The following is a 12,724-nucleotide window of genomic DNA, read 5'->3' on the forward strand; positions in this document are numbered from 1 at the left end:
AAGGTAATATATTTTCAGTCTTTATTATTTGGATTGGTATGAAGCTGTTTTCCATCGTACGTGTTTCTGCGGTTATAGGCATTGTTGTAATTGGCAGCAGTTTGCTTGTCGATCGCTGGGTGTCAGAACATACTGCTGAGCGTATTTTTACCGATTCGGCTCAAATACCTGAACGCTCTATCGGGTTAGTGCTAGGCACCAGTAAGTACATCGCAAAAACCTTAAACCCTTACTACCAATACCGTATTCAAGCGGCGATTGATCTTTACCAGCAACAAAAGGTGAATGTATTACTCCTAAGTGGGGATAATGCCCATCGTTCTTATAACGAGCCGTGGACAATGAAACGGGACTTACTAAGGGCGGGTGTGCCCGATCAAGATATAGTGCTCGACTATGCTGGTTTTCGTACACTTGATTCTATCGTACGCGCACGTGAGGTCTTCGATGCCGATCATTTTGTGGTCATTACTCAACGTTTTCACTGTGAGCGCGCATTATTTATTGCGGAAAAAAATAACATTGATGCAATTTGCTTAGCTGTACCTTCACCCAAGGGTTTAGCTGGCTTAAAAGTACGTATCCGTGAAGTATTAGCCCGCGGGAAAGCATTTATTGATCTATATCTACTCAATATCCAACCTCGCTTTCTTGGTCCTAAAGAACCAATAGTAGACGCTGAAGAGCATGAATTTGTCGGCCCGCCCGATAACCGTAAATAACTGAATACAGATAATTTCTTAAGTTTTGGCTCATAAATAAAAAGCACCAACTATACATAGATAGTGGTGCTTTTTTATTGCACATAATAAACCAGTCAACGATGAGCTTGTAATACCTATAATGCGACAAGCAGATAAACCGCGACTAAGCAGCTTGTTGATAATTACGTAAAAATTTCGCTCTCACTTTTTTCAAATGCGTACTTGCATCTTTTTGGACCATTTTACGTAGAAGTTTCTTATCTTGTGCCATTTCCCTAGCCTTTAGTTTTATTTTACACGCAATCTAGCGCACTTAATTGATGAATCAGATGATACAAGATGCATGTGCACCTCACTACTAGGAAGAAATGACGAAATAAATTTAGTAGAGTTAGTTCACACTTTTACATCCACCACAGCATTAAAACACAATGCAATTTAACATCCCAATTCCATATTTGACTCATTTCTTAATTTCTAATGCTGTAACACATTAAAACGTGTGTGGTTTTCTACACATTCCTAATTAATAGCCTCACAGTTTTAGTCATCCCCTTGCTAGATGAGCAACATATGAGCACCAAGCTATTAACATTGGATTCTGAAGGTGTAACATTTAGCCATACTACAACGATCCACATTGCACGAAGCAATCCATATGAAAAAGGAAGAAATCATGACAGCCTTAACTCTCACTCTAAAAAAGTGGCTGTTTGACCGAAATAGCATGATATTACTTGCCGATATCGCCTTATTCGCTATTTTGTTCAACACCCTACCCTTTGAAAAAGATGTTGTCGTCGGTCTAAGCATTCTTGTATTTGTCGCAGTACTTTGGCTAACAGAAGCTGTGCATGTCAGTATCACTGCCATTTTAGTGCCCATTTTGGCCGTTGGATTTGGTATTTTCCAAACACCACAAGCATTGAGCAACTTCTCAAACCCGATAATTTTCCTGTTTCTTGGTGGTTTCGCGCTAGCCGCTGCGCTTCATAAACAAGAACTCGATAAAGCCATTGCTGACAAAGTACTACTAATCGCTAAAGGTCGTATGTCTGTCGCTGTCTTCATGTTATTTGGTGTGACGGCATTCTTATCGATGTGGATCAGTAATACAGCAACAACAGCCATGATGCTCCCGCTGGTGCTAGGCGTACTAAATAAAGTTAACGCAAAAAGTGAACGTAGCACTTATGTGTTTGTTCTGCTTGGCTTAGCTTACTGTGCAAGTATTGGTGGTATCGCGACAGTTGTAGGTAGCCCACCGAATGCGATTGCAGCCGCTGAAGTAGGGTTAAGCTTTACAGAGTGGATGGCATTTGGCTTACCGATTGCGCTCATTTTACTTCCAATCACAGTGTTCCTTCTGTACGTAATGCTGAAACCAAACCTAAACCACACCTTTGAGCTAGACCACAAACCAGTAGAATGGAGTAACGGTAAACTTATCACGCTAGCAATCTTCGCACTGACAGTCTCATGCTGGATTTTCAGCAAACCAATCAACGCTTTCCTAGGTGGTTTCAGTAAGTTCGATACGCTGGTTGCTTTAGGTGCAATCGTCCTGCTTGGCGCATCACGTGTTGTTGCTTGGAAAGACATTGAGAAATCAACTGACTGGGGTGTGTTGTTACTGTTCGGTGGTGGTATTTGTCTAAGTAACGTTTTAAAAGCAACGGGCACGAGTGTATTCCTTGCGCACAGCCTAAGTGGCTTCCTAGAGCAAGCAGGCTTATTCTTCACCATCCTTGTTGTTGCCGCTTTTGTGGTATTCCTGACAGAATTTGCGAGTAACACAGCCAGTGCTGCGCTTTTAGTACCTGTGTTTGCCACCGTTGCTGAAGCGCTTGGTGTCTCACCTGTGATTCTATCTGCACTGATTGCAGTTGCAGCCTCATGTGCCTTCATGCTGCCAGTAGCGACACCACCAAACGCCATTGTATTTGGGTCTGGTCACATAAAACAAAGCGAAATGATGAAAGCCGGTATCTACCTCAACATTGCTTGTATTGGCGCCCTATCCACCTTCGCTTATCTATTCTGGTAAGCCTAGCTTGAAATAAAATTAGTGAGTAACAGAAGAAGCGACCAAACGGTCGCTTCTTTTTTATGCTTAATGTCTATCTCGCTAGTGCTATTTAAGCATCATCAGCAGGATAACGAACACCAATAATCCCACGTGCATGAGTAATGATATTGCTGACAATACGAGAGCGATTAAGACCCTCATGCATGATGGTTTTGTTCGCCACTAATCCAGCAAAAACTTCGGCTTCATACTGCATGGTATTGGGAACTTGGTCGACAGACAAGGTCAACACTGGTTCATCTCTACGGTGAAGTTCTACCGCTAAACACTCAGAAATACCTTGTACCGTAATCGTCCCCTGCTCACCTTGTAGTTCACTTGGGATCACGCCATCACTCACTTTAGAGTGAGCTATCGTCACATCAAAATCTTGGTAATGTAAAACTAAGGTACCGTGCGCATCAACGCCTGAAGGTAACATCGCACCTTGTGCCGTAAAACTGTAGGGCTCACCAAACAAAGCAACAGCGGCACTTAGCGGATAAATACCAATATCCATCAATGAGCCATTTGAAAATGCAGGATTAAAGGTATTTGGATTTTCACCATTCAAATACTTTTGATAGCGTGATGAATATTGGCAGTACGTTAGATGCACTTTTCGTAACTTGCCTATTTTGGGCAGTGCTTTCTGTAGTGCAGTAAAATTAGGGGTGTAAGGTGTTTTCATTGCTTCAAATAACACAACATCATGTTGTTGAGCCAATTCAACAAGTTCTTCAACTTGAGCAATATTCGATGCCAATGGTTTTTCGCCAATCACATGCTTACCTTGTTTAATAAACAAAGCTGCTTGCTCTGCATGTAATGAATTAGGGCTAGCAATGTATACAGCATCAATAATGTCACTGCTTGCTAACGCATTAATATCATCGAAACAAACAACATTGCTGTATTTTTCCGCAAAGCTTTCCGCTGTTTCCAGAGTGCGAGAATACACTGCCGATAGTTGCATTTTTCCGCTAGCAACGGCACCTTCAATGAAAGTGTCGGTAATCCAGTTTGTGCCAATTACTGCAAATTTGATCATTGTATTATTACACCCTTTTACTTTACTACGCTGATAATCGTTACTGACGAGAGTATCAGCACCAATCATCTTCCTTCTGTATTATACACTTATGCCTCATAGATATAACGAGGTTTACAACGTTGATGTTTTAAACAGCCCACAACTCCTTTTCATTTAAGTCTGTGGCATTGTTAGCATTTAGAGGCTTTGACATTGCACATCTGTTTACTAGGGGTACTATAAAAAGAGATAACAATAATGAGAAGGTACAACGCTAGATGTATTACGCAGAAATTACAGGTTGGGGTAAATGCCTACCTCCCGCTGAACTTAATAACGAATTATTAAGCACATTTGTTGATACCAGCGATGAATGGATTCAAACACGTACTGGTATTCAATCTCGTCGTATTAGCCATGTTGACACCTCTAAACTTGCAGAAATCGCAGGAGCACGCGCATTACAAACAGCAGGTTTAGATGCAAAAGACATTGATTTAATCATTGTCGCGACCTGCTCACCAGATACGCTGATCCCCAATATTGCCTCAAAAGTACAACTAGATTTAGGGGCGACCAAAGCGGCCGCTTTTGATATGAATGCAGCTTGTACGGGCTTTCTATACGGTTTAGAAACGGCAACACGCATGATTCAAGCAGGAAACTACCAACATGTACTCGTGATAGGTGCAGAGCGATTAAGCTGGTATCTCGACTGGAGCCAACGCGATACTGCGGTATTATTTGGTGATGGCGCAGGTGCTGTGGTTCTGAGTAAAACGGATAAGCCGACAGGCTTGCTGCAAGCACAACTTGGTTGTGATGCAGAAGGTCGTGATGTACTCGCTATTCCAGATTTCGGCACCTCAATGGACCGATTTAACCCCGATGCTGGCCACTTTGCATTTGACTTCGTTGGTCGTGATATTTTCCGCCGTGCCGTTCGAGGCATGGGCGCTGCAGCCAAGATAGTATTAGAACGCGCAGCGTTAAGCAGTGACGATATTGATGTGGTAATCCCCCATCAAGCAAATAAACGCATCATTGAAGCCTTGTGTGATCACGCAAAAATCCCATTGGATAAAGCCTTCATCAACATTCACAAATACGGCAACACTTCAGCAGCAACCGTGCCTATTGCCTTATGTGAAGCAGTAGAAGAAGGCCGTATTACGCCTAACAGTAAGATCTTATCCGCCGCATTTGGCGCAGGACTAACTTGGGGGGCAAGTGTGATCCAGTGGGGGCCGCGTGTTACACCAATCAATGAACCGACGGCTGAATTACCCCCTTGCGAGCAATCAGCAAAAGACTTACTCGAAAAATCAATTAAGCACTGTACTCGTCGTTAAAATGTAAAAACCAAAATAAAAACACCCCATAATAATCTCGTTATGGGGTGCTTATACAACGGCTTTACTCATAACGCAATTTCGACCATTTTGTTTGGCCAAATACAGAACCTTATCAGCTCGCTTTATCACTTCATCAATATTTTCATTTTCTAACTGAGCAACGCCAAAGCTAGCAGTCACTGACATTGCACTTGGCCAATGGTAGGTTTCAACAATACTACGTAGTAATTCCGCTAAGCCCACAGCCCCTTCAAGGGTCGTAGCTGGGCAAAATAGAATAAATTCTTCACCACCCCAGCGCACCAATACATCAGACTTTCGGATCCGTTGATTAATTAAGGCAACAAAACATCGCAGTACCTCATCGCCCGTTTCATGACCAAAATTATCGTTGATTGATTTGAAGTGATCGATATCGACATAAATAACGGAGAATGGTTGTATATTTACCTTCGCATTATCCACCAGCTCAGATAAATACCCTTCAATCACATTACGATTTTTAGCGCCAGTTAAAGCATCCGTGTACGCTAAAGCTTCAACCGCTTGCGCTTTTTTAAATAAGTGGCGATTCGCTTTACGTAAGCGTAATGATTTCTCGCGTATTTCAGACAAAACACTGCGTAGCTGTAATTGTTCAGATACCAAGTAGATAATGGCAAACACCAACCACAGTAGCAGTAATAACTTCACTAAATTCGATTCAGATATCCACTTACCATAAAAAACGAGCTTATTAAGCTGAATAGTATATTTTCCCTCTTGAACATAGCTACCCGTCGCTATCTCAATGGAGGTCACGTGGTTAAACTGAGGGCCAGATTTTTCAATCGGCACACTATAATCCGCAATCCACCACGACAATACTTGAAAAGATCGTAAAGGAATAACTTGAAGATCTCTTTCTACTGTCGGAGTAAATTCAATAGCATTAAATTTATGAGATACAGGATCATCAGGCGAGGAATAGCTCGGATCATAGTTACGCAGGTATACACGTAAGCGTTCATTTTTAACGGGCGTTAAATAATCAACATCAATCCCAATAGAGTGAAAACGGCTAAGATCAATCCCCTCATTATTAGATACTAAATCAATTGCAATTTCACAAAAAGGCCATTTAGCTTGGTTCACGATCTGGCAGGTTAATATCGTTTGATCAGGGGATATTGTGATGTCCGTCACCGAGGCTCCGCCCTGGCTTTTATCATCAATGGCTTTATATTCTGCGATTTCAGGTGTAATCACTAATTGACGATCAGCGCCACCTAAGTAATGCCAAGTCATCGCAAATACCGAAATACTCACTAAAAACACAATTGATAACCGATGCATTCTTGCTGTGACCATTCTTTAGACCGTTATTAATATCACTTGTAATAAATTAACAAACCACTTAATAAGCAACAAGATCTAATTTCGCTTCAATAATTAATATGCAACGTAGTCGATAATATTCGAAAAAAAGCCAGAATTAATCTGGCTTTTTTATGGGAAAGGTGGGCAATAAGATAGTTATCGTCTTGCTGAATTTCGACCGCGATTCTTATGAATTTTAGATTTCGCTTTCGCACGACGTTTTTCAGATGAACGGCCACGGCGTAAATGGTCAGGCGGCTTAATTGTTGGGTCAGGCTCATACCCTTCAAGCCACTCTTGCGGCAGACGCTTATCCAGCAAATCTTCAATAGCACGTAGCAAAGGCTCTTCATCAACGCTCATCAATGAAACAGCACGGCCTGTCAGCCCAGCACGACCAGTACGACCAATACGGTGAACGTAATCTTCAGCTTTAAATGGCATATCGAAATTCACCACGTAGCCAAGCTGTTCAATATCCAAACCACGCGCAGCAACATCGGTCGCAATCAATGCACGGACTTTACCCGTTTTAAATTCTTCTAAAGCACGCTGACGTGCACCTTGGCTTTTATCACCATTAATTGAAGCCGCTTTAATACCATCAAGGCCTAGCTCTTTTGCTAACTCATCAGAGCCTTGCTTAGTGCGTGTAAACACTAATACTTGCTGCCAGTTGCGCGAACCAATCAAATAAGACAGTAATTCACGCTTACGGTGCCTATCAACTGGGTGAACAATTTGCTCAACCGTATCAGCTGCACTATTCGATGGTGTCACTTCAATTAACGTCGGTTCTTCAAGAATGGAATAAGCCAAATCTTTAACTTGCTTACCGAAGGTAGCAGAGAAAAATAAAGTCTGACGATCGTGCTTAATGCGCCTCATAATGCGTTTAATATCAACAATGAACCCCATATCTAACATGCGATCGGCTTCATCAAGCACAAAGTATTCAATTTTAGATAAATCAACCGTACCCACGTGGGCATGATCGAGCAAGCGTCCAGGTGTCGCAACCAGAATATCCACACCAGCCTGCAAAGCTTTAACCTGAACATTCATGCTGGTGCCGCCATAAGCCACAGCCATTTTTAATTCAGTATATTTACTGTAAGTCACCAAGCTGTCGAATACTTGCTGGGCTAATTCACGCGTAGGTGTTAATACCAATGCACGTACTGTTGGACGGCCTGCCGCTTGTACTGGTGCTGGGTTTTCTAGCATTTGATGCAATAAAGGTAGGCCAAAGGCTGCGGTTTTACCCGTCCCTGTTTGCGCTCCAGCCATAATGTCTTCACCTGCAAGTACGTGAGGGATGGCTTGTTGCTGTACTGGCGTAGGCGTTTGAAAGCCGAGCTCGTCTATTGCTTTCAATAACTGAGGATGAAGTTCCAAAGCGTGAAATGACATTATGTTTACCTGTGACTATGTTGAAGAGCGCGCATAGTAACAGCGTGAGATAAGAGAAGAAATAGCAGAAAGGAAATATCCGAAGCCTATTAACTTAGGCTTCGGAGCTATATCGCTATCAAAAACAGATTAAGCGATATTTAAGAATGCAGCACCACGAACACCGCCTGAATCGCCATGTTTCGCTTTAATGATTTTAGGCACACGAGCAACAGACAATAGATGCTTAGATATACGTTTTGGCAACTCTTGGTATAGAAGCTCAAAGTTAGATAGACCACCACCCAAAACGACCACGTGAGGGTCAAGGCCTGTAAACAAATTCGCTAAGCAAATCGCAAGCAGCTCAAGGAAACGATCAACGTGCTCAACCGCTTTTTCTTCACCCGCTTCGTGGTTCTTAATAATATCAATCGCTTTTAGCTTCTCACCGTAATAGTGGGCGTATAGCAGTTCAAAACCACGACCAGATAGGTAATTATCGATACAGCCTTTATTATCGCAGCCACACGTAAACAGCGGTGCTTTGTCGCCCAGGTGGAACCACGCATCGATAGGCATACGTGTATGACCTAGCTCACCCGCGACATGATTCATGCCTGAAAATACGTGACCGTTATAAACTAAACCGCCACCAAAACCAGTACCTAAAATCAGACCTAAGACTGATTTTTCGCCTTGTAGCGATTCATCCCACGCTTCCGATAGCGCAAAACAGTTCGCATCATTATCGATATTTACACCGCGACCAAGCTTAGACTCAAGATCTTTACGTAAAAAACGGCCTTTTGCCGCTGGGATATTCGAAGTCAGAACTGAACCATCACGCGCATCTTCCATTCCCGGTAAGCCGATTCCAACAAGTCCTTCACAGCCAAATTCTTTGTCTGCTTTATTGATCAATTCAACAATGGTATCGACTAACTTTTCGTAGTCATCTCCTGGCGTTGGTACGCGCTCTGTCGCTACACGTTCTAATTTTTCATTAAACGCGCCAAATTCAATTTTAGTCCCACCAACATCGAAACCGTAGTACATCCTGTTCTCCCAAGAAAAATTAATCAAAAAATCAAATTGAAAAAATTATCCATACTTCTACACCTACAGACTGTGATGTAATCCTAATTTAAGTGGCAATTCCTTAGTAACGGCTCGCGTTTGTTGAAAGAAACAGCAAGTTATTACATTTTTTGATTGGTAAGCCCTAAAATTTAACGTTATCACAGTAGTCTCGGTGAATAAATGTACGACATTCATGCACTAACATATTGAAAAAATACGATTATGCTTGCTGCGATTGGTACATTTTCAAGTCATTCAAGGCTTTCGCATCAGGCAACTGTCTATTCATTTTACCTGTCATGTAGTGCTCACGAAATACATCAAACCACAAATCTAATGTCTCTGCGTTATTTTGCTCACCAAATACATCAATAATACGAGCAGCAACTTCTGCCGTGCCGAGTTGATTGTCTTTAGAGGCAACGCGTACGGTGTAGCGCGACGGTTTATCAGGGCTAATAGACATCACGGGATATTTATTAAGGTACGGACTTTTACGGAACATTTTTTTTGCTTCAGCCCAACTACCATCAAGCATAATGAAAAGCGGACGTTTGCCTTCTTCTAGCTGTACTTTGCTCACTACCCTTTCTGGAGTCGCGTATTCTTCAGGAAAAATCACATAAGGCTGCCATTGCGGATCATCTAATAACGTCAGCATTTCAGCATTAGGTTCAGTGCGCGACCAAATATAAGCAAATGTATCTTGGAATAAATCAGCAATCAAACGACCGGTATTGCTTGGTTTCAACACTTCGTCATCGTACATAACCAGCAAAAAGGCTGCATTCGATTCAATGACAGGTTTATGGCTACAAATACATAAATGAGGACGCAACATGCAGTGGCGACAGCGTTCCACTTTAGCACCACGGGCAAGGAATGGGCGGGTCGAACGTGCAAGACGTTCTTCATAGAGTTCATGGACAGCGTGAATGCGCATATTGCAGTTAACCTTAAACGAAAAAACGCCAGCATTGTACTGGCGTTGAGCCAAGTTGCAATAGCACTATTTTATCTGATGGTATACTGCACCTGCATTAATCCCATTTTAATCGTGGCTGGGTTTGTTTCTTAATCGCGACATCTATTGTCGCGCTTCATCTCGCGAATAAGCTGTAGAGTGAAATAGCAGGCAATAAAAAAGGTGGAACCAATTCCACCCTTCATTGACCTTTTTGTTTATCTACCGAGACTACTGACTAATCGCGCTATCAAATAGATTTTTTACCAGACCGACATAGTCTTCAAGGAAAGTAATTTGTTCATTGGTCGGACAGCGAGTCCATGCACCTGCAAGCACTTCACTTAAATCTTCAACAACCGCATCCGCTTCTTTCATCAATTTAAAACGTAAGTCTTGCTCTATATCTGGATTCTGACTAAATACGACCATCAGATTAGATGCCACCATATCAGTCACAACATCTTCAACTGTTTCAGTACAAGTATCCGTATTCACATTTTCGAATAACGACAGGTGCTCGGTAAAATATTCTATCAGCGCCAAGTAACCTTCAGATTCAACAACCATATTCGTTCTTCACATTATTTACAATTGGGTCAATTCTAAATAGAAGAGAGAGAATTTCAATCCCATTACTTCATCTTGTTGCTGTATATCAAATCTTGGGTGCTGTTTTAACCCATTAGCCCCACGATTAAGCAATACTTATAAGCTAAACAATTAAGACGATGCCATCACCGCGCGCTCTAAGGCTGCCGAGTTTGATACTGTCGTTTGATTTCGTCCATTTTGTTTTGATTGATACAACGCATTATCGGCATTTTCTAACCAAGCCTCATACGTTCGAAATCCTGAGTGCCACTCACTGACTCCCAAGCTGATCGTCACACTAATCGAACGTACATCTACCGAAACGGCTGCACTCTGAACACGATCACGAAGCCGTTCCGTAAAGTACAATCCCATATCTGCGGTTGTATTGGGTAAAATCACCCCAAATTCTTCGCCACCATATCGACCAGCAATATCACTTTGACGCTTAGTTCTTCTTAGCAGGCTTGCAACAGTACGAATGACGCCATCCCCTGTCACATGCCCATAGGTGTCGTTCACTTTTTTAAAGTGGTCAATATCAAACATAATCAATGTCGCGGGTTGTTGCAGTTGACGGCAGCGATCAAACTCTTCAAGTAGGCAGCTTTCCCAGTGGCCTCGGTTATAAAGTTGAGTAAGGCGATCTGTCATACTCAAGTGCGTTAACTGCTCATTAGATTCTCGTAAATGCGTTTTGTTTTTAGCAATGTCAGAAACATCAGTGATAGTCATACAAACATGGCTATATTCGCCACTTAGCGCCTTCAGTGGTGTTAATGTCATGTTCTGATACATCAAACAAGAACCACCAGAGATCGGGCTAAAATTCTGGAAATTGAAAATCTGAGGTCGATCTTCCCAACTAGTAAAAGAGCGCATACGTAATTTGAATGTGGATTCAATTTTGTTTTTTAACCACGCTTTAGGTAGGTCATCAACCACATCGAATAAGTTCTGCCCCATGATACGATCTGTATTAATACCGCTATAGGCTTGCATGAAGGTATTCCACGCAATGACAGTATAATTACGATCAAGGATCACAACACCAGCATCTATATTATCCATCACCTGTAGCGTTAAGTGAAAATCAGCAAGGTTCATCTGGTTCAATGTAGGGTTTCCATTATTTTTTTTATGACCGGCGTTGAACTACTGTCCATCAAGAACAATACATCACAATCAAGATCTAACGATTCGGCTCGGTAACCATATTCAATCGTGGAATACACCGTAGCTGCACTTTTTGTATTGTCGTTCCAGTGCATATATTCCTCTAAGACGATGGGTTGACGTACAGAGAAGGGAATATTCATATGTTCGGTCAATGCACCGAGAAATGAAGACACCATTAAATTCGCAATATCAATCACAACTTCATTGGTGTGTTCATCAACTTGGCTAAAACCCAATCGCTCACCAAACACCGCAATATCTTTACCATGCAAACGGACAAGCGCTTCACCATAAATTCCCCCACCAACAAAACGCTGTGAAATAGCAATTGCGTTTTCATTATCTCGGAGTTCATTAAGCGTCATAGCTAAACTGCTCGCCTCTGTTGTGGCAACAACAGGTAACGGCATAGTAATAAATTCCCCTAAATGATCAGAAATAATAGCGGCACCTCGCCCTAATGCGACATTAGCAACCTCTCTAAACACTTCAATATAACTACTTTCCTCGCGGGGAGAAGTCACCTTTTGTTGCAGTGGCGATTGTTGTAGTGGCAATGTTATGCCTAAACGGTTTAAATTCTCAAAAAGCTCACATGATTCAAAAGGTTTACTCATAAAACGCTCAACGCCTAATGCTTTGCACCGAGCTTTCGCCTGCTTTTGAACATCAGCCGACAATACAACGACCTCTGTGCCATATTCATTCACAGGTAACGATTCTAGTAATGTATAACCATCCATAACAGGCATAGTTAGATCAAGAAACAAGAGATCAATATTATGATGACGTAAGCACTCAAGCCCCTCTTTTCCATTTAATGCGTAATGCAAAACTACGTTCTCAATAGCACTTAGATAACGGGCCATTGTTCGGTGCACTAACGGTGAGTCGTCGCAAATTAAAATGTTATAGTTATGTAACACAGCTCTAGCCAGCCTTACAAAGGACGTTTTAGAACAGGTATCATAATCAAACGATTTTATATAAGGT

General features: G+C 42.0%; 11 protein-coding genes. 3 read left to right on the plus strand and 8 right to left on the minus strand.

The genetic code is table 11. The annotated features are described in order from the left end of the window. Positions 1-38 precede the first annotated feature (38 nt). Together ASV53_RS18095 and ASV53_RS18100 are read left to right on the plus strand one after the other, a co-directional pair. Positions 39-722: a SanA/YdcF family protein gene (locus ASV53_RS18095; protein WP_062691089.1), complete on the plus strand. Its 684-nt coding sequence runs from the start codon at positions 39-41 to the stop codon at positions 720-722. A 658-nt stretch (positions 723-1,380) separates the two neighbouring features. Continuing rightward, positions 1,381-2,751 carry an SLC13 family permease gene (locus ASV53_RS18100; protein ID WP_094958118.1) on the plus strand — a complete coding sequence of 457 codons (1,371 nt, stop codon included), beginning with the start codon at positions 1,381-1,383 and terminating at the stop codon, positions 2,749-2,751. A 91-nt stretch (positions 2,752-2,842) separates the two neighbouring features. Here the strand turns inward: ASV53_RS18100 and ASV53_RS18105 are convergent, their stop codons facing one another. Next, a complete protein-coding gene (locus ASV53_RS18105; RefSeq protein ID WP_094958123.1) occupies positions 2,843-3,823 on the minus strand; it encodes a Gfo/Idh/MocA family protein in 981 nt (326 codons plus the stop codon). A gap of 260 nt (positions 3,824-4,083) precedes the next feature. On the opposite strand from ASV53_RS18105, the gene ASV53_RS18110 reads away from it, so the two are divergent. Further along, positions 4,084-5,157, plus strand: a complete 1,074-nt coding sequence (locus ASV53_RS18110; RefSeq protein WP_094958119.1) for a ketoacyl-ACP synthase III — start codon at positions 4,084-4,086, stop codon at positions 5,155-5,157. A gap of 51 nt (positions 5,158-5,208) precedes the next feature. Here ASV53_RS18110 and ASV53_RS18115 read toward each other — a convergent pair whose 3' ends face one another. The 7 genes from ASV53_RS18115 to ASV53_RS18145 form a co-directional block, all read right to left on the minus strand. Next, the gene (locus ASV53_RS18115) at positions 5,209-6,510 is read right to left on the minus strand and encodes a GGDEF domain-containing protein (RefSeq protein ID WP_094958120.1); all 1,302 of its coding nucleotides are present in this window, start codon (positions 6,508-6,510) and stop codon (positions 5,209-5,211) included. A gap of 165 nt (positions 6,511-6,675) precedes the next feature. Next, complete coding sequence (locus tag ASV53_RS18120) at positions 6,676-7,932, minus strand: DEAD/DEAH box helicase (RefSeq protein WP_094958121.1); 1,257 nt, start codon at positions 7,930-7,932, stop codon at positions 6,676-6,678. Positions 7,933-8,061: 129 nt separating this feature from the next. Continuing rightward, positions 8,062-8,970, minus strand: coding sequence for an N-acetylglucosamine kinase (nagK, locus tag ASV53_RS18125; RefSeq protein ID WP_062691093.1), 909 nt, complete (start codon positions 8,968-8,970; stop codon positions 8,062-8,064). Positions 8,971-9,214: 244 nt separating this feature from the next. Beyond that, positions 9,215-9,937 (minus strand): tRNA-uridine aminocarboxypropyltransferase, encoded by a 723-nt coding sequence (locus ASV53_RS18130; protein ID WP_062691094.1) that lies wholly within the window; start codon positions 9,935-9,937, stop codon positions 9,215-9,217. Between the two features lie 252 nt (positions 9,938-10,189). Then, on the minus strand, positions 10,190-10,528 hold the full coding sequence (locus ASV53_RS18135; RefSeq protein WP_062691095.1) for a DUF3802 family protein: 339 nt from the start codon (positions 10,526-10,528) through the stop codon (positions 10,190-10,192). A 153-nt stretch (positions 10,529-10,681) separates the two neighbouring features. Then, entirely contained in the window at positions 10,682-11,659 is a 978-nt protein-coding gene (locus ASV53_RS18140) for a sensor domain-containing diguanylate cyclase (RefSeq protein WP_390960803.1), read from the minus strand. A gap of 5 nt (positions 11,660-11,664) precedes the next feature. Next, a partial coding sequence (locus ASV53_RS18145) for a response regulator (protein ID WP_439126494.1) occupies positions 11,665-12,724 on the minus strand: 1,060 nt, incomplete at its 5' end.

It is taken from the genome of Photobacterium sanguinicancri (assembly GCF_002265265.1).
Taxonomy (GTDB): domain Bacteria; phylum Pseudomonadota; class Gammaproteobacteria; order Enterobacterales; family Vibrionaceae; genus Photobacterium; species Photobacterium sanguinicancri.